Source organism: Streptomyces sp. NBC_00996 (genome assembly GCF_045162675.1).
Classification (GTDB): domain Bacteria; phylum Actinomycetota; class Actinomycetes; order Streptomycetales; family Streptomycetaceae; genus Streptomyces.
This window is the reverse complement of record NZ_CP108723.1, coordinates 7,453,707-7,471,670: the sequence shown is the minus strand read 5'-3', so window position 1 is coordinate 7,471,670 and position 17,964 is coordinate 7,453,707. Positions and strand designations below refer to the sequence as shown.

General features: G+C 67.9%; 17 protein-coding genes and 2 pseudogenes. 3 read left to right on the top strand and 16 right to left on the bottom strand.

What is annotated here, in order from left to right; translation table 11 throughout:
- Window positions 1-181: 181 nt before the first annotated feature.
- Entirely contained in the window at window positions 182-1,456 is a 1,275-nt protein-coding gene (locus OG390_RS35155) for an RNA-guided endonuclease InsQ/TnpB family protein (RefSeq protein WP_406173469.1), read from the bottom strand.
- 274 nt (window positions 1,457-1,730) lie between these two features.
- Between OG390_RS35155 and OG390_RS35150 the strand changes: the two are divergent.
- Window positions 1,731-2,147: pseudogene (locus tag OG390_RS35150) on the top strand (ABC transporter permease); the annotation flags it as partial.
- 13 nt (window positions 2,148-2,160) lie between these two features.
- Complete coding sequence (locus tag OG390_RS35145) at window positions 2,161-2,733, top strand: cob(I)yrinic acid a,c-diamide adenosyltransferase (protein WP_406173467.1); 573 nt, start codon at window positions 2,161-2,163, stop codon at window positions 2,731-2,733.
- Here OG390_RS35145 and OG390_RS35140 read toward each other — a convergent pair.
- Window positions 2,734-3,090 (bottom strand): annotated as a pseudogene (locus OG390_RS35140) (hypothetical protein); the annotation flags it as partial. It lies immediately after the preceding gene.
- Window positions 3,091-3,202: 112 nt separating this feature from the next.
- Here OG390_RS35140 and OG390_RS35135 point away from each other — a divergent pair.
- Entirely contained in the window at window positions 3,203-5,029 is a 1,827-nt protein-coding gene (locus OG390_RS35135) for a glycosyl hydrolase family 18 protein (protein ID WP_406173465.1), read from the top strand.
- 101 nt (window positions 5,030-5,130) lie between these two features.
- Here OG390_RS35135 and OG390_RS35130 read toward each other — a convergent pair whose 3' ends face one another.
- The 14 genes from OG390_RS35130 to OG390_RS35065 all read right to left on the bottom strand — a co-directional run bounded on the left by OG390_RS35130 (window position 5,131) and on the right by OG390_RS35065 (window position 17,951).
- Window positions 5,131-5,577 (bottom strand): DUF2550 domain-containing protein, encoded by a 447-nt coding sequence (locus OG390_RS35130; RefSeq protein WP_399081567.1) that lies wholly within the window; start codon window positions 5,575-5,577, stop codon window positions 5,131-5,133.
- A 138-nt stretch (window positions 5,578-5,715) separates the two neighbouring features.
- Window positions 5,716-6,090: a F0F1 ATP synthase subunit epsilon gene (locus OG390_RS35125; RefSeq protein WP_399081569.1), complete on the bottom strand. Its 375-nt coding sequence runs from the start codon at window positions 6,088-6,090 to the stop codon at window positions 5,716-5,718.
- A 126-nt stretch (window positions 6,091-6,216) separates the two neighbouring features.
- On the bottom strand, window positions 6,217-7,653 hold the full coding sequence (gene atpD / locus OG390_RS35120) for a F0F1 ATP synthase subunit beta (protein ID WP_406173463.1): 1,437 nt from the start codon (window positions 7,651-7,653) through the stop codon (window positions 6,217-6,219).
- Window positions 7,653-8,570: a F0F1 ATP synthase subunit gamma gene (locus OG390_RS35115; protein WP_406173461.1), complete on the bottom strand. Its 918-nt coding sequence runs from the start codon at window positions 8,568-8,570 to the stop codon at window positions 7,653-7,655. Before OG390_RS35115 ends, atpD begins: the two co-directional genes overlap by 1 nt.
- 20 nt (window positions 8,571-8,590) lie before the next feature.
- Complete coding sequence (gene atpA / locus OG390_RS35110) at window positions 8,591-10,183, bottom strand: F0F1 ATP synthase subunit alpha (RefSeq protein ID WP_406173459.1); 1,593 nt, start codon at window positions 10,181-10,183, stop codon at window positions 8,591-8,593.
- Between the two features lie 122 nt (window positions 10,184-10,305).
- Entirely contained in the window at window positions 10,306-11,121 is an 816-nt protein-coding gene (locus tag OG390_RS35105; protein ID WP_406173457.1) for a F0F1 ATP synthase subunit delta, read from the bottom strand.
- On the bottom strand, window positions 11,118-11,660 hold the full coding sequence (locus OG390_RS35100) for a F0F1 ATP synthase subunit B (RefSeq protein ID WP_406173455.1): 543 nt from the start codon (window positions 11,658-11,660) through the stop codon (window positions 11,118-11,120). The genes OG390_RS35105 and OG390_RS35100 overlap by 4 nt, the downstream gene beginning before the upstream one ends.
- A gap of 41 nt (window positions 11,661-11,701) precedes the next feature.
- The gene (gene atpE / locus OG390_RS35095) at window positions 11,702-11,932 is read right to left on the bottom strand and encodes an ATP synthase F0 subunit C (protein ID WP_028804225.1); all 231 of its coding nucleotides are present in this window, start codon (window positions 11,930-11,932) and stop codon (window positions 11,702-11,704) included.
- Window positions 11,933-12,005: 73 nt separating this feature from the next.
- Window positions 12,006-12,827 (bottom strand): F0F1 ATP synthase subunit A, encoded by an 822-nt coding sequence (atpB, locus tag OG390_RS35090; protein ID WP_406173452.1) that lies wholly within the window; start codon window positions 12,825-12,827, stop codon window positions 12,006-12,008.
- Between the two features lie 225 nt (window positions 12,828-13,052).
- Window positions 13,053-13,490, bottom strand: coding sequence for a hypothetical protein (locus OG390_RS35085; RefSeq protein WP_406173451.1), 438 nt, complete (start codon window positions 13,488-13,490; stop codon window positions 13,053-13,055).
- A 293-nt stretch (window positions 13,491-13,783) separates the two neighbouring features.
- The gene (locus tag OG390_RS35080; RefSeq protein ID WP_406173449.1) at window positions 13,784-15,136 is read right to left on the bottom strand and encodes an MraY family glycosyltransferase; all 1,353 of its coding nucleotides are present in this window, start codon (window positions 15,134-15,136) and stop codon (window positions 13,784-13,786) included.
- A 129-nt stretch (window positions 15,137-15,265) separates the two neighbouring features.
- A complete protein-coding gene (glyA, locus tag OG390_RS35075) occupies window positions 15,266-16,504 on the bottom strand; it encodes a serine hydroxymethyltransferase (RefSeq protein WP_406173447.1) in 1,239 nt (412 codons plus the stop codon).
- Window positions 16,505-16,641: 137 nt separating this feature from the next.
- Window positions 16,642-17,307, bottom strand: coding sequence for a protein-tyrosine-phosphatase (locus OG390_RS35070; RefSeq protein ID WP_406173445.1), 666 nt, complete (start codon window positions 17,305-17,307; stop codon window positions 16,642-16,644).
- Window positions 17,304-17,951, bottom strand: a complete 648-nt coding sequence (locus OG390_RS35065; RefSeq protein WP_399081590.1) for an L-threonylcarbamoyladenylate synthase — start codon at window positions 17,949-17,951, stop codon at window positions 17,304-17,306. The genes OG390_RS35070 and OG390_RS35065 overlap by 4 nt, the downstream gene beginning before the upstream one ends.
- Between the last annotated feature and the right edge of the window lie 13 nt (window positions 17,952-17,964).

The following is a 17,964-nucleotide window of genomic DNA, read 5'->3' as shown; positions in this document are numbered from 1 at the left end:
CTTCCCGGGGGATAACCCCCGGACCCCCAGCCGGAAACAGGCCGGCTGGGGTGACCGGCGATGACTTTGCGAGACGAACCTGGGTCACCCCGAGTTGCCTCTCCGGCGGACCTTAGCGGTCATGAGGGGCGGTGTAAGCAGTTAGTAATGCGTGTCACGGTCTCACGGCGTGAGACGCCTATCACGCCTCAACTGACGGACTTGGCGATCCTCCCTGCGGCCGAGGCCTCCGGGATTCTGACCTCAACGGCCGAGCGCTAATTCCTCGCGGGTTCACGCTGGTTGGCGCTTCACGGACCGGCTGCTGCCGAGGTCTCCACGCCCTGTGACCCGCATGCCCGCGGGCCAGTGTGTTCTTCGCACCTACGGTATCGGCGTGCTCGCGGTGTCCACAGGCGGTGCACACGAACTTCGCTTGGCTCTCGCGGTTGTCCGGGTGCGCATGCCCGCAGGCGGGGCACGTCAGCGACGTGTAGGCGGGGTTCACGGTACGTACGGTGGCGCCCGTGCGGCGGGCACGGTTGCGGACCGCCAGCTCGAAGGCGTGCCAGCCCTTGTCGAGGATGGCGCGGTTGAGCCCGGCCTTCTGCCGGACTCGGGTGCCGGGTTCGGGCGCGGTTCCCCTACCGGTGGCGGTCATACCCCGGGTGTTGAGGTCTTCGAGGACCACGAGGCCCTTGCCGTGCACGATTTGGCAGGAGACCTGCGCATGGAAGTCCTGGCGACGGTCACGGACCCGGCGCATGATGGCCCGCATCCTCGCCGCGCACGCCTTCCGCCGCTTCGATCCCTTCTGGGTACGGGCAAGCTGCTGCTGAAGCCGTCGGTACCGCTCGGCCTCGCCAGGAGTGATGAAGTCTCGGTCGAAGAAATGACCGTCGCTGGTGGCAGCCAGAATGACCACGCCCCGGTCCACACCAACCCGACCCCGCTCCAGCGACACCCCAGGCTCCGCCTCCCCGGTCTCCACCAAGAAGCTGATGTACCAGTGCTTGCCGTCACGAGACATGGTGGCCGACTTCACCACGCCGCCTAGTGCACGGGACCATCGAAAGGCCACAGACCCCAACTTCGGGAGGCGCACCCGGGCCCGCCTGCGTCCCAGCCGCTCGACTGTTATGTGCCTCCGGTCGGGGAACCGGAACGACGGATGCCACCGCTGCTTGGACTTCCACCGCACACCGAACGTGCCGTGAGTGAGGCACGCCTTGTCCAGGTCGCGAAGGATCTGCTGGAGGATGTGGGCCGGTGCAGCCTTCAGCCACGGATGCTCAGCCTTGGCCTCCGCCAACTCCCGCGCCTGCTGCACATAGTCGATCCAAGCGCCCCGGCGTCGGTATTCGCGACGCTGTTCGAGCCCGGTGTTCCACACGGCCCGGCACAGGTTCCCGAACTCCTCCGCCATCTCCTCCTGCTCGGGCGTAAGCATGAGCCGGTACTTTCGGCCGACCAGCATGGTTCACGTCCTTCCGATCACCGGACCGTACGACTACACCCTCATAACGCCACTCACCCACCGCAGGACACGGGTACGAGACGAGAACACGTGCGCCAAGACGACAGGACCCGCCCCGCGTCCCGTACCGCGCAGTTGAGCACCGTTTCGCACCCCGCTACTCCTCTTAATCCCCTACTCACCGATATGCCCCATCAGTTCGCGGGGCAGCTCCTGGCAGATCCTCGTCCCGGGCCGCCGACCGGGTTCTCCGCGACGCAGCGCTCTTCGCCTCCATGCGGTCCTGCTCGTCCTGGCCCCGCTGCTCATGGGTCTGCGGGCACAGCTCTCGGGCATCGTGATCGGCTTCACGGTGTTGGCGCTGCTGACGGTCTCGCCGGCCTTTGCCTTCCTCTCGTAGCCGGTCGCCCTGCGGAACCGTTCACCACAGGAGTTCGGACCCGCGATCAACGCGACGACGATGCCGTCCATGCTGCTGTCGGGCCTGATGCTGCCGATGACCCTGGCGCCCGGCTGGCTGGACGTGCTCTCCCACTTCATGCCGTTCCGCTATCTGGTGGACGCGGTGCGCGACGCGTACGTGGGCTCCTACGCCACGGTTCACATGCTGTACGGCGTCCTGGTCGCCCTCGGGTTCGCGGCGCTCGCCGTGACGGTGGGCACACGAGTCTTCCGGAAGGCCGGAGCGTAACTACGCTGGCCTCATGGTCAATCTGACGCGCATCTACACCAGGACCGGCGACCAGGGCACCACCGCCCTCGGCGACATGAGCAGGGTCGCCAAGACCGACCTGCGGATCTCGGCGTACGCGGACGCCAACGAGGCGAACGCGGTGATCGGGACGGCGATCGCGCTCGGCGGCCTGGGCGAGGAGATCGTCAAGGTGCTCACCCGCGTCCAGAACGATCTGTTCGACGTGGGGGCGGACCTGTCGACGCCAGTGGTCGAGAACCCCCAGTTCCCTCCGTTGCGGGTGGAGCAGTTCTACATCGACAAGCTGGAGGCGGACTGCGACAGCTTCAACGAGCGGCTGGAGAAGCTGCGCTCCTTCATCCTGCCCGGCGGCACGCCCGGCGCGGCGCTGCTGCACCAGGCGTGCACGGTCGTCCGGCGGGCCGAGCGCTCCACCTGGGCGGCCTTGGAGGTGCACGGCGAGGTCATGAACCCGCTCACGGCGACCTACCTCAACCGGCTGTCGGACCTGCTGTTCATCCTGGCCCGTACGGCCAACGGTGAGGTCGGGGACGTGCTGTGGGTCCCGGGCGGGGAGCGCTGACGCCGGGGCCTTCTTCGGCCGGATCACGTAGGTGAGGGCGACGAGGCCGTGGATCGCGGCCGCGCGCAGCGCCACCCACTGGAAGGAACGCAGCGACTCCTGTTGCCGTCGCCCACGTACGCGATCGCGGCCTGCAGGAGGGCGCAGGCGACGGCGGCCGCCAGCACCGTACGCAGCCACAGCCTGCCCTCGTCCCCGGCTCGGGTCATCCCGTAACGGGGTGGCCCGAGCCGGGGGCGGGCCCCCGGCGAGCCGGTGCGCGGCGTGGCCGTCGAGCCAACGGATCGTGCAGTGGCCGTAGGCCACGGTGAAGCCGATGTACAGGGCGGCGAGGCCGTGCTCCCAGCCCGGCGTCGCGTGTAACAAGTAGCGACAAGCAGCCGCCTCACTGGTCTGGACCTATTGACCTATGGTCCAGACCTTTCTATTGTCCACCGCACCTCATCAACTCCCCCGGAGGAGACGCAGGATGCGTTTCAGACACAGAGCCGTCGCAGGGCTCACCACCCTGCTGCTTCCGCTCGCCGCCCTCGTCGGGCTCGCGAGCCCCGCCTCGGCAGCCACCACCGCCACCGCCACATACACCAAGACCCAGGACTGGGGTACCGGCTTCGAAGGCAAGTGGACCGTCAAGAACACCGGGACCACGGCCATCAGCTCCTGGACCATCGGGTGGGACTTCCCCTCCGGTACGTCCGTCACATCGGCCTGGGACGCCGACGTCACCAATTCCGGCACCCACTGGACCGCCAAGAACAAGTCCTACAACGGCACCCTCGCCGCGGGCGCCTCCGTCTCCTTCGGCTTCAACGGTGCCGGATCGGGATCACCTTCCAACTGCACGCTGAACGGCGGTAGTTGTGACGGCGGCGGCACCGTCCCCGGCGACAACGCGCCCTCCGCGCCCGGCACACCGACCGCGTCCTCCATCACCGACACCTCGGTGAAGCTCTCCTGGACGGCCGCCACCGACGACAAGGGCATCAAGAACTACGACGTCCTGCGCGACGGCGCCAAGGTGGCGACGGTGACGACGACCTCGTACTCGGACACCGGTCTGACCGCCGGCACCGACTACTCGTACACCGTCCAGGCTCGCGACACCGCCGACCAGACCGGCCCGGCGAGCGGCGCGGTCGCCGTGCACACCACGGGCGGCGGCACCACTCCCCCGCCCACCGGCAACGCCGTCAAGCTCGGCTACTTCACCGAGTGGGGCATCTACGGCCGCAACTACAACGTCAAGAACCTGGTGACGTCCGGCTCCGCGTCGAAGATCACGCACATCAACTACGCCTTCGGCAACGTCACCGGCGGCAAGTGCGCGATCGGCGACTCCTACGCCGACTACGACAAGGCCTTCACCGCCGACCAGTCGGTCAGCGGCGTCGCCGACACCTGGGACCAGCCGCTGCGCGGCAACTTCAACCAGCTGCGCGAGCTGAAGGCCAAGTACCCGAACATCAAGGTCCTCTGGTCCTTCGGCGGCTGGACCTGGTCCGGCGGCTTCGCGGAGGCCGCCGCCAACCCGGCCGCCTTCGCACAGTCGTGCTACGACCTGGTCGAGGACCCGCGCTGGGCGGACGTGTTCGACGGCATCGACATCGACTGGGAGTACCCGAACGCCTGCGGTCTGAGCTGTGACACCAGTGGTGCCGCGGCCTACAAGAACCTGATGTCCGCGCTGCGTTCGAAGTTCGGCAGCGGCAACCTGGTCACCTCGGCCGTCACCGCCGACGGCTCCTCCGGCGGCAAGATCGACGCCGCGGACTACGCGGGCGCGGCCCAGTACGTCGACTGGTACAACGTGATGACGTACGACTTCTTCGGCGCCTGGGCGGCCCAGGGTCCGACGGCCCCGCACTCCCCGCTCACCTCGTACAGCGGGATCCCGACGGCCGGCTTCACCACGGCCGACGCGATCGCCAAGTACAAGGCGAAGGGCGTACCCGCGAGCAAGCTGCTGATCGGCATCGGCTTCTACGGACGTGGCTGGACCGGCGTCACACAGGACGCGCCGGGCGGCACGGCGACCGGACCCGCGGCGGGCACGTACGAGCAGGGCATCGAGGACTACAAGGTCCTCAAGACGTCCTGCCCGGCCACCGGCACGATCGCCGGAACGGCTTACGCGCACTGCGGCAGCAACTGGTGGAGCTACGACACCCCGGCCACCATCGGTACGAAGATGACCTGGGCCAAGAACCAGGGCCTGGGTGGCGCGTTCTTCTGGGAGTTCAGCGGCGACACCAGCAATGGCGAGCTGGTGAGCGCCATCAACAGCGGGCTCTCGTAACCGGGATATCCCGACCGCGAGTTGGGCGACTACGAGTTGGGCGACATTGACGCTCCCCCAGACTTCGTCCGGGGGGACCCCCACCCAGCGAGTGAATGTGGCTACGCCACATTCACTCGCTGTCCGGGCGGGGCTGCTTCCAGCCACGCGAGGAATCCGGTCAGCGCGTCTTCGCTCATCGCCAGTTCGAGCCGTGTTCCACGATGGAGACACGCGAGAATGATCGCGTCGGAGAGCAGCGCCAGCTCCTCCTCGCCCTCGGGAGCCCGACGGCCCGCCACCTCGATCGCCGAGCGCTCCAGGACGCGGCGCGGGCGGGGGGCGTAGGAGAAGACGCGGTACCACTCGATGCGGTCGCCGTTGTAGCGGGCGACCCCATAGCTCCAGCCCTTGCCGCTGGGGTCGCTCTTCTCGGAGACGTCCCAGCGCAGGCTGCAGTCGAACGTGCCGCCGGAACGCTGGATCAGCCGGCGCCGGAGGCCGAAGACGAACAGCCCCACCACCACGAGCGCCACTACCAACCCGCACACAGTCAGAGCGAGGACCATCGACACCGACCTCCTCGTCTCCTAGGTAAAGCAGGTAATGAAACGGAAAAAAGCACCCGCATCGCCTCAGCCGCGGCCCGGTCTGGTTTTATCCAGTCCCGGCCGCGGCTGAGTCACGTCATTCCGTGCGCGCTGGGGTCAGCGCGTCGCCACCGCACGCAGTCGGACGTCCGCGCGACGCTCGGCGGTGGCGTCGCCCTCCGCCTTCGCACGCTCGAGCTCCCGCTCCGTGCGCTGGACGTCGATCTCGTCCGACAGCTCGGCGATCTCGGCCAGCAGCGACAGCTTGTCGTCGGCGAACGAGATGAAACCGCCGTGCACCGCAGCGACGACCGTTCCACCATCACTCGTACGGATGGTCACCGGGCCCGACTCCAGCACACCGAGCAGCGGCTGGTGACCGGGCATGACGCCGATGTCGCCGGACGTGGTACGCGCGACGACCAGGGTGGCCTCGCCGGACCAGACACTACGGTCCGCGGCGACGAGCTCGACGTGCAGCTCAGCAGCCAAGGTGGGCTCCTCGGGTCACCACCCGGCGTTGCTGCCGGGTGTTGGGTCAAAGTCTAGTAGGCGTACGAAGGGGGGCGGGACGCACCCCGCGAGGTGACACCCCGCCCCTCTTCATGAACACGAGGTTCAGGAGACGCCGAGCTCCTTGGCGTTGGCCTTGAGGTCCTCGAGGCCACCGCACATGAAGAACGCCTGCTCCGGGAAGTGGTCGTACTCGCCGTCGCAGATCGCGTTGAAGGCCGCGATCGACTCGTCCAGCGGAACGTCCGAACCGTCGACGCCGGTGAACTGCTTGGCGGCGTGGGTGTTCTGGGACAGGAAGCGCTCCACGCGACGGGCACGGTGGACGACGAGCTTGTCCTCCTCGCCGAGCTCGTCGATACCGAGGATCGCGATGATGTCCTGGAGGTCCTTGTACTTCTGCAGGATCGTCTTGACGCGCATGGCGGCGTCGTAGTGGTCCTGCGCGATGTAACGCGGGTCCAGGATGCGGGACGTGGAGTCCAGCGGGTCCACGGCCGGGTAGATGCCCTTCTCGGAGATCGGACGGGAGAGAACCGTCGTCGCGTCGAGGTGGGCGAAGGTGGTGGCCGGGGCCGGGTCGGTCAGGTCGTCCGCGGGGACGTAGATCGCCTGCATCGAGGTGATCGAGTGACCACGCGTCGAGGTGATGCGCTCCTGCAGCTGACCCATCTCGTCGGCCAGGTTCGGCTGGTAACCCACCGCGGACGGCATACGGCCGAGCAGGGTGGACACCTCGGAACCGGCCTGGGTGAAGCGGAAGATGTTGTCGATGAAGAACAGCACGTCCTGCTTCTGCACATCGCGGAAGTACTCCGCCATGGTCAGACCGGCCAGGGCGACCCGCAGACGGGTGCCCGGGGGCTCGTCCATCTGGCCGAAGACCAGGGCGGTCTTGTCCAGAACGCCGGACTCTTCCATCTCCGCGATGAGGTCGTTGCCCTCACGGGTGCGCTCACCGACGCCCGCGAAGACGGAGACGCCCTCGTGGAGGTTGGCGACACGCATGATCATTTCCTGGATCAGCACGGTCTTGCCGACACCGGCACCACCGAACAGACCGATCTTGCCGCCCTTGACGTACGGGGTGAGAAGGTCGACGACCTTCAGGCCCGTCTCGAACATCTCGGTCTTGGACTCGAGCTGGTCGAAGGCCGGGGCCTTGCGGTGGATGGACCAGCGCTCACCGTCGTAGGACTCGTCGACGTTCAGCACCTCACCGAGGGTGTTGAACACCTTGCCCTTGGTGAAGTCGCCGACCGGGACGCTGATGCCCGCGCCGGTGTTGGTCACCGTGGCCTGGCGGACCAGACCGTCGGTGGGCTGCATCGAGATGGTGCGGACCAGGCCGTCACCCAGGTGCTGGGCGACCTCCAGGGTCAGCGTCTTCTTCTCGCCCGCCTTCGCCGGGTCGGCGACCTCGACGTGCAGGGCGTTGTAGATCTCCGGCATCGCGTCGACGGGGAACTCCACGTCGACGACCGGGCCGATGACCCGGGCGACGCGGCCCGTGGCAACGGCCGTCTCAACAGTGGTCGTCATTACTTGTCACTCCCCGCGGTCGCGTCGGCCAGGGCGCTGGCGCCACCGACGATCTCGCTGATTTCCTGGGTGATTTCGGCCTGGCGGGCCGCGTTGGCAAGTCGGGAGAGCGTGTTGATCAGCTCGCCCGCGTTGTCGGTCGCCGACTTCATCGCGCGGCGCGTGGCGGCGTGCTTGGAAGCAGCCGACTGGAGCAGCGCGTTGTAGATACGGCTCTCGACGTAGCGCGGCAGCAGGGCGTCGAGGACGTCCTCCGCCGACGGCTCGAAGTCGTACAGCGGAAGGATCTCGCCCTTGGGCGCGACCTCTTCCGCCACTTCTTCGAGGCGAAGCGGCAGCAGGCGGCCGTCGACCGCCGTCTGCGTCATCATCGAGACGAACTCGGTGTAGACGATGTGGAGTTCGTCCACGCCGCCGTTCGCCGTCTCCTTCTCGATGGCCTCGATCAGCGGAACGGCGACCTTCTTCGCGTCCGCGTAGGTGGGCTCGTCGGTGAAGCCCGACCACGACTCCGTGACCTTGCGCTCACGGAAGTTGTAGTGGGCCAGACCGCGGCGGCCGACGATGTAGACGTCGACCTCCTTGCCCTCCGCCTCGAGACGTGCGGTCAGCTGCTCCGCGGCCTTGATGGCGTTGGAGTTGAAGGCGCCGGCCAGTCCGCGGTCGCTCGTGAGGAGCAGCACCGCGGAGCGGGTCGCCGACTCCGCCTCCGTGGTCAGCGGGTGCTTGGTGTTCGAGCCGGTGCCGACCGCCGTTACCGCGCGCGTGAGCTCGGTCGCGTACGGCGTGGAGGCCACCACCTTGCGCTGCGCCTTGACGACGCGCGAGGCGGCGATCATCTCCATCGCCTTGGTGATCTTCTTGGTCGCGGTGACGGATTTGATGCGACGCTTGTAGACCCGGAGCTGGGCTCCCATGAGTCAGGTCCCTTCCGTCGTCACTTACCGGCGGCGGCCGGAGCGTCCTCGCCGAGAAGCTTCCCGTCCGAGGTCTCGAACTGCTTCTTGAAGTCCGCGATGGCGTCGGCGATGGCCTGCAGCGTGTCGTCCGACATCTTGGCGCCCTCCTTGATGGAGGTCATGAGGCCCTGCTCCTTGCGGTGCAGGTACTCCAGGAGCTCCTTCTCGAAGCGGCGGATGTCCTTGACCGGTACGTCGTCCATCTTGCCGGTGGTACCGGCCCACACGGAGACGACCTGGTCCTCGGTCGGCATCGGCTGGTACTGCGGCTGCTTGAGCAGCTCGACCATGCGCTGACCGCGCTCCAGCTGGGCCTTCGACGCGGCGTCCAGGTCGGAACCGAAGGCGGCGAACGCCTCCAGCTCACGGAACTGGGCGAGGTCCACGCGGAGACGACCGGAGACCTGACGCATCGCCTTGTGCTGGGCGGAGCCACCGACACGGGAGACCGAGATACCGACGTTCAGGGCCGGACGCTGGCCGGCGTTGAACAGGTCGGACTCCAGGAAGCACTGGCCGTCGGTGATGGAGATGACGTTGGTCGGGATGAACGCCGACACGTCGTTCGCCTTGGTCTCGACGATCGGCAGACCCGTCATCGAACCGGCGCCCATGTCGTCGGAGAGCTTCGCGCAGCGCTCCAGCAGACGGGAGTGCAGGTAGAAGACGTCACCCGGGTAGGCCTCGCGGCCCGGCGGGCGGCGCAGCAGCAGGGACACGGCGCGGTAGGCGTCGGCCTGCTTCGAGAGGTCGTCGAAGATGATGAGGACGTGCTTGCCCTCGTACATCCACTGCTGGCCGATGGCCGAACCGGTGTACGGCGCAAGGTACTTGAAGCCGGCCGGGTCGGACGCCGGGGCGGCGACGATGGTCGTGTACTCGAGCGCGCCGGCCTCTTCCAGGGCACCACGCACGGAGGCGATGGTGGAACCCTTCTGACCGATGGCGACGTAGATGCAGCGGACCTGCTTCTTCGGGTCGCCGGTGCGCCAGTTGTCGCGCTGGTTGATGATCGTGTCGACGGCCAGGGCGGTCTTGCCGGTCTGACGGTCACCGATGATCAGCTGACGCTGGCCACGGCCGATCGGTGTCATCGCGTCGACGGCCTTGTAGCCGGTCTCCATCGGCTCGTGCACCGACTTCCGGACCATGACGCCCGGGGCCTGCAGCTCGAGGGCACGACGACCGCTGGTCTCGATCTCGCCGAGGCCGTCGATCGGGTTGCCGAGCGGGTCGACAACACGGCCGAGGTAGCCCTCGCCGACGGCGACGGACAGAACCTCACCGGTGCGCTGCACCGGCTGGCCCTCCTCGATACCGCTGAACTCGCCGAGGACGATGGCGCCGATCTCGCGCTCTTCCAGGTTGAGCGCGAGGCCGAGGGTGCCGTCCTCGAACTTCAGCAGTTCGTTGGCCATGGCCGAGGGCAGGCCCTCGACCTTCGCGATGCCGTCGCCGGCAAGGGTGACCGTACCGACCTCCTCGCGCGAGGCCGCGTCCGGCTTGTACGACTGGACAAAGTTCTCCAGCGCATCCCGGATCTCCTCCGGCCGGATCGTGAGCTCCGCCATCTGGGTTCCCTGCTCTCCTTGTTGGGCCCGAAGTTTCACTTTGGGGGTCTGGGGGCGACCCCCAGGAATCCTCTGCACGGCCCAACGAGGGCCGTAAGTACGTACTGCGTATTGAGTTGCTGCTAGCCGGCCATGCGGCGGCTGGCGTCCTCAAGCCGGTCCGCGATGGAGCCGTTGATGACCTCGTCGCCGACCTTCACCCGGATCCCGCCGACGACATCGGGGTCGACGTCGAGGTTGAGGTGCATCTGACGGCCGTAGAGCTTCGCCAGAGCGGCACCGAGGCGCTGCTTCTGTCCGTCGCTCAGCGCGACCGCCGAGGTGACCACGGCGACCATGCGGTTGCGGCGCTCGGCGGCGAGCTTGGACAGGGACTCGAGTCCCGCCTCCAGGCTACGTCCACGCGGCGCGGTCACAAGGCGTGTCACCAGACGCTCGGTCACCGCATCGGCCCGGCCGCCGAGCAGGCTGCGCAGCAGCTCGCTCTTGGCCGCCTTCGAGGCGGCGCGATCGGTCAGCGCGGCACGCAGCTCGGTGTTCGAAGAGACGATCCGGCCGAACCGGAACAGCTCGTCCTCCACGTCGTCGAGCACGTTCGTCCGCTGGGCGGCCGTGAGGTCGGCGGTGGCGGCCAGCTCCTCGAGGGAGTCCACCAGGTCGCGAGGCTGCGACCAGCGGGAGCGCACCATGCCGGCCACCAGGTCGGCGGTCGTACCGCTGACCTGACCGCCGAGCAGGCGCTGGGCCAGTTCGGCCTTGGCCTCGCCGGGCTGCGCCGGGTCGGTGAGGACCCGACGCAGGGACACCTCACGGTCGAGCAGCGCGGTGACGGCGGCCAGCTCGTCGGCGAGCTGCGCCGCGTCCACGGACGTCGAGTCCGTCAGCGCGTCGAGACGCTCACGTGCGGCTGCCAGGGCCTCGCGGCTCGCTCCGTTCATCGCGCCGCCTCGGCCTTCTCCTCGAGATCAGCGAGGAAGCGGTCGATGACGCGGCTCTGCCGGGCGTGGTCCTCGAGGGACTCGCCGACGAGCTTGCCGGCCAGGTCGGTGGCCAGGTGGCCGACGTCCTGACGCAGCGCCTGAGCGGCGGACTTGCGGTCGGCCTCGATCTGCGCGTGACCGGCGGCGATGATTTCCTCACGCTGCCGCTGGCCTTCCGCGCGCATCTCGGCGATGAGCGTGGCGCCCTGCTCCTGCGCTTCCTGGCGCAGGCGCGCGGCCTCGTGCCGGGCCTCGGCGAGCTGAGCCTTGTACTGCTCAAGAACGCTCTGCGCCTCGGTCTGAGCGGCCTCGGCCTTCTCGATACCGCCCTCGATGGCCTCGCGACGCTGCTCCAGAACCTTGTTGATGTTCGGGAGGAGCTTCTTGGCGAGGAAGCCGAAGACGATGACGAAGGCGATCAGGCCGATGACAAGCTCGGGGATCGGCGGGTAGAGAGGGTTCTCCTTCTCGGCCGCCAGAATGAGCAGCTGGCTCATGTCAGTGCCTTCCGTCTAGTGGGCTGTTGCTGATCGGTCGATCAGGTGCCGTAGACGAACGGCATGACCAGGCCGATGAGGGCGAGCGCCTCACAGAAGGCGAAGCCGAGGATCTGGTTGGCGCGGATCAGACCGGCGGCCTCAGGCTGGCGGGCAAGCGCCTGGGTGCCGTTACCGAAGATGATGCCGACGCCGACGCCGGGGCCGATGGCCGCGAGGCCGTAACCGATCGAGCCGAGCGAGCCGGAGACAGCGGCAAGGGTCTGGGACATGCCAGTTCTTCCTTTTCTTTACGGACCGGTGGGGGTTGGCCACCGGACGACTGCGGGGTGGAGACGGGGGCGCTCAGTGGTGCTCGGCCAGCGCGCCCTGAATGTAGGTGCAGGTCAGGAGCACGAAGACATACGCCTGCAGCGCCTGGATGAAGAGCTCGAAGGCCGTCATCACGATGGTCATCACGAAGCTGACGCCGGCGTAGGCGATGCCGATGCCGTTCAGCAGGTACCAGCTGGCGATCGTGAAGAGCAGCAGCAGCGTGTGCCCCGCGAACATGTTGGCGAACAGCCGGACGGCGTGCGTGAAGGGGCGGACGATCAGGTTCGAGAAGAACTCGATCGTCATAGCCAGCGGCAGCACCGCGCCCAGCGACTTGTCGTAGCCCGTGACGTTCTTGAAGAAGCCGACGAAGCCGTGCCGCTTGAAGGTCAGCGAGACCCACAGGACGTAGACGATGCCCGCCAGGGCGGCCGGGTAAGAGATGATCGCCGTGACCGGGAACTGGGCGAGCGGAACGATCGCCCAGACGTTCATCATCCAGATGAAGAAGAACAGCGAGACGACCAGTGGGACGTACTTCTCGCCTTCCTTCTTGCCGATCGTCTCGTAGACGACGCCGCGCCGGATGAAGTCGTAGCCCGACTCGGCGACCATCTGCAGCTTGCCGGGGACGACCTTCGGCTTGCGGAAGGCGGCCCAGAAGAAGCCGACAATGACAAGCGAGCCCAGCAGCGCCAGCAGCATCGTCTTGTTGAAGTACAAGTTGCTGTCCCCGTCGCCCAAGATGGGCTTGAACAGGAACGAGTGCAGGCCGGGTGCCGGGAAGCCACAGCCGTCGAAGATGTGGCAATCGGTCTCGAAGGCGAGCACCTGCGTCGGGTCAGCACTCACCGCGGGCTCCTTCAGCGTGGCGCATAGGTACGGCAACCTCGTTGTGTCGGCGCGGCGCGCAGCCGCGGTTCGGCACTGGACTGGTGTTACGGATGTGGGGGCGGCTGTGGGGCATCAAGCCTCGCGATTGAGCAGGCGTCAGCTCAGATGCCCGCGCCCGCGATGCCGCAGTTGGCACCGGACGATAGCAGGATCTCTTACGCGCCTTTATCCCGGCCCTACCCCTCACGACGAGTGCCCCGTCTTCTCGGGCTTGTCGCCGTTCGAGGAGTCGGGTTCGACGTAAAGGATCTTGGCCTTCATCTGGGCACGCGCCTGTGCGCCGATCCACACGAGCGTGGTGGCGACGAGCGTGAGCGCGAAGGCCTTGGGGTTGAACAGCGAGGTGTTCTTGAACGCGGCGACAAAGATGAACAGCAGAAGAATCTGTGCCGCGTAGAGCATGAGGCCCATCGCCTGGAACAGGTGCGGAAGCGATTTGGCGGTGCGCTGCAGAACGTAGAGCCCGATACCCATGAAGAGGATCACGACCAGCGTCGCGACGATCGCCCCGATGGCCCCCTTGCCGCCCGCGACCACACCACTGACGACGGCGGCAATCGCGCCGACGGCAGCTGTGGGCACAGCGGCCTGAAGGAGAATCCGGGCGTCATTGGACGGCATGGCGGCAACTCCGCTTGCTAAGGGGGGCGTGTCGTCATGGACGAGCGTAGTCCCGGGATGAGAGAGAACCTCACGCCAAGGGACCGTCGCACTACGGTCCTTCGGCTCTGTCCCGGGTTCTCGTGAACCGTATCACAAACTATTTGATGCGGTCTTTACCTAGAAGGTGTGCTTGCTGTCACACATGAGAGTGACGCCGCGCGTCTGTGCACTGAGCGGGCCAAGTTGTCTGGTATTAGGGCGCTTTGCACCCCCACGACTTGGCAACGCGTTAGTCAGATTCTTACCTTGCGTCAGCGTGACGATCCGGCATTTCGCCGATCCAGGAAGCGCGAACGGGCGCCAATTGCCGTCGCTCCGTTGACTCCTGAGACACCGGCCGCGACCGGCGCGCGGTGCTCGCGGGCCCCTTCCGGCTCCTCGGCCTCCGCCGTCCCGTGGGTGACGGACGGCTCGGCCTCGGCCGCGGAGGCGGCCCTGCGGCGACGGTAGCGCGGCGGCACCAGGTGCTCGGCCCAGCGCGGGGCACGCGGCGTGAAGCGCGGCAGCAGGAGCAGGACCAGGCCCACGGCGCTGAGCATCGCGATGCCGAGCACGATCCACATCGATGCCGAGTTCACCGAGAAGGCCAGGGCACCGAAGGCGATCAGCGCCGACCAGAAGTACATGATCAGCACCGCGCGGCTGTGCGAGTGGCCGACCTCCAGCAGACGGTGGTGCAGATGTCCGCGGTCGGCGGCGAAGGGGGACTGTCCGCGCCAGGTGCGCCGCACGATGGCCAGCACCAGGTCGGCGGCCGGCACCGCGATGATCGTCAGCGGCAGCAACAGCGGGATGTAGACGGGCACCATCTGGTGCACGGTGTTGCGCTCCGAACCGGAGAACAGGTTCATCGCGTCCGGGTCGACCTGTCCGGTGATGGAGATCGCACCGGCGGCGAGCACCAGGCCGATGAGCATCGAGCCGGAATCGCCCATGAAGATCCGCGCGGGGTGCATGTTGTGCGGCAGGAAGCCCAGGCACATGCCCATGAGGATCGCCGCGAACAGCGTCGCCGGGGCGGCGGCCTCGATGCCGTAGCTGTACCAGATGCGGTACGCGTACAGGAACGACGCGGCGGAGGCGATGCACACCATGCCGGCGGCGAGGCCGTCGAGACCGTCGACGAAGTTCACCGCGTTGATGCTGATCACGACGAGCGCGACGGTGAGCAGGGTGCCCTGCCACTGGGTGAGCGCGACCAGGCCGACGCCCGGAATCGGCAGCCACAGGATCGTCAGACCCTGCATGACCATGACGCCCGCGGCGATCATCTGGCCGCCCAGCTTGATCAGCGCGTCGATCTCGAACTTGTCGTCCAGGACACCGATCAGCCAGATCAGCGCCGCCCCGGAGAGCAGCGCGCGCGGTTCGTTCGAATTCGAGAACACCGCGTTGAGGTTCTTCAGGTGATCGGCGACCAGCAGGCCCGCGCACAGCCCGAAGAACATCGCGATGCCGCCGAGCCGTGGAGTCGGTTCCCGGTGCACGTCGCGCGCACGGATTTCCGGCATGGCTCCGGCCACGATCGCGAACTTCCGTACCGGCCCTGTCAGCAGATACGTCACCGCGGCCGTGATGCAGAGCGTCAGCAGGTATTCACGCACGGGCTTCCCCACAGGTCTCGCTGGCCATCTCAGCCCCACACCCTAGCGATGCGCGCATATGGTTGGGGACTTCCGGGTAGCGACGATGGTTGCACGAGTGGCTGTGTACAAGAGCGCGCCCACCCCTCTCTAGCCGGGATAGGGCGGAAATCTTCCGGTCAGCTCCCGTACTTCTTCACGCGCTTTCTTACCTTCGATGTCCTCCCGCAGCACCCCCGCGAAGAGTACGGCGATCCGCGCCATCTCCGCCTCGCCCATCCCCTGCGTGGTCAGGGCCGCCGTACCGAGCCGCAGGCCACGGGCGTCCCCGTGGGGCAGCACACAGCAGTCCAGCACCATCCCGGCGGCGGCGAGCCGGCCCCGGGCGGTCCGCCCGTCGACACGCAGCGGCGCGGGGTCGACGGTCAGCAGATGGGTGTCGGTACCCCCGGTGATGACCGCGAGCCCCTCGTCGGCCAGTTCCTCGGCCAGCACCCGGGCATTGGCGACCACCTGATGGGCGTACGCCGTGAAGGCCGGGGTCGCCGCCTCGCCGAACGCGACGGCCTTGGCGGCGATGGTGTGCATCTGTGCGCCGCCCTGGGTGAAGGGGAAGACGGCCCGGTCGACGCGCTCGGCCAGTTCGCTCCCGCACAGGATCATGCCGCCGCGCGGCCCGCGCAGCACCTTGTGCGTCGTCGCGCACACGACATCGGCGTACGGGACCGGATTGGGCGCCGCTCCGCCCGCGACCAGCCCGATGGGGTGGGCGGCGTCCGCGATGAGGTAGGCGCCCACCCTGTCGGCGATCTCCCGGAAGGCGGCGTAGTCGATGTGCCGGGGGTAGGAGATGGAACCGCAGACGATGGCTTTCGGCCGGTGCGTACGAGCGAGGGTGTGCACCTGCTCGTAGTCGATGAGCCCGGTCTCCGCGTCCACGCCGTAGCCGACGAAGTCGAACCAGCGGCCCGAGAAGTTCGCGGGCGACCCGTGCGTGAGGTGACCGCCGAAGGACAGCCCCATCGCCAGCACGGTGTCACCGGGGCGCAGCAGGGCGGCGTACGCGGCCAGGACGGCCGAAGACCCCGAGTGCGACTGCACGTTGGCGTGGTCGGCACCGAAGAGGGCCTTGGCCCGCTCCACCGCGAGCCGCTCCGCGACGTCGACGATCTCGCAGCCGCCGTGATGACGGGCGCCCGGATACCCCTCGGCGTACTTGTTCGCCAGCGGCGACCCGAGCGCGGCCAGCACGGCCGGCGAGGTGAAGTTCTCGGCCGCGATCAACTGCAACGTCGTCGACTGCCGGTCCAGCTCCCCGAGGAGAATCTCGGCGAGCTCCGGGTCCTGACGCCGCAGGACATCCGCTTCCAGCGTTTGTGTGACCGGCATGGTGAACTCCGGACCTCGGCGGGGGTGCGCTACGTCCAATGTAGAACCGAGACCGTTGAGACGCCCGGTGTTACGCGCTGCCGGGGGACTGAACCGAGCCGCACCGCTACTGCCGTGAAAGGAAACCCTGACGGGGTCTACGTACGCGCAGGCACCCCGGTCAGCGCAGTCACCACCGGGTCCAACGCCTCGTTGATCTCGTCCCCGATCGACCGGAAGAACGGCAGCGGCGCCCCGTACGGGTCGTACACCTCGTCCGCCTCGGCGGTGGGCGCGAGAAGCCACCCGCGTAGAGCCGCGGCAGCCTGTACCAGCGCGCGGGCGCGTTCGATCACGCCCTCGTCCAGGGGCGGAAGCGTCGCCGGGTCTATGGCCCGTACGAGCCGCGTGAACTCCTTCAGGGTGAAGGTGCGCAGCCCCGCCGAGTGCCCCATGGAGATGACCTGGGCCCGGTGGTCGCGGGTGGCCGTCAGGACGAGATCGGCGCGGATGACATGGTCGTCGAGGAGCTCGCGGCCGACGAAGCCGGACGGGTCCGCGCCGAAGTCCGTGAGGACCGTCGCGGCGTTGGCCTCCATGGGCGCCCCCTCGTGCCCCCAGGTGCCCGCGCTCTCCACGATGAGGCCGCCCCACAGAGGGTCGCCGAGCCGGTCCGCCAGGGCGTGCCGGGTCAGCCGCTCGGTGATCGGCGAGCGGCACACGTTGCCGGTGCTGACGTGGAGGATGCGGAAGGACCCCCTGGAGGACCCATTGGCCCCCGTGATCCCCGTGCCTATGCCACGCCCCGCGTCAGGGGCTGTCAATTCGCCACCTCGAGGTCGGGTACGACCTTCCGGAGCTCCTCCGCCGACAGTGCCCCCTCGCGCAGCAGCACGGGCACCTTGCCGGTCACGTCGACGATCGAGGACGGGACGATGCCCGGGGTCGGGCCGCCGTCCAGGTAGACCGAGATGGAGTCGCCGAGCATCTCCTGCGCGGCGTCACAGTCCTCGGGAGCCGGGTGTCCCGTGAGGTTCGCGGAGGAGACGGCCATCGGGCCGACCTCGGTGAGCAGTTCGATGGCCACCGGGTGCAGCGGCATGCGCACGGCGACGGTGCCACGGGTGTCCCCCAGGTCCCACTGCAGGGACGGCTGGTGCTTGGCGACGAGCGTGAGCGCGCCCGGCCAGAAGGCGTCGACGAGCTCCCAGGCCATCTCGGAGAAGTCCGTGACGAGGCCGTGCAGCGTGTTCGGGGAGCCGATGAGGACGGGGGTGGGCATGTTGCGGCCCCGTCCCTTGGCCTCCAGCAGATCGGCGACGGCCTCCGAGGAGAACGCGTCGGCGCCGACGCCGTACACGGTGTCGGTCGGGAGGACCACCAGCTCGCCACGGCGGACGGCGGACGCGGCCTCACGCAGACCGGTGATGCGGTCGGTCGCGTCGTTGGTGTCGTATCGCCGTGCCATTTAGCGGGCCTCC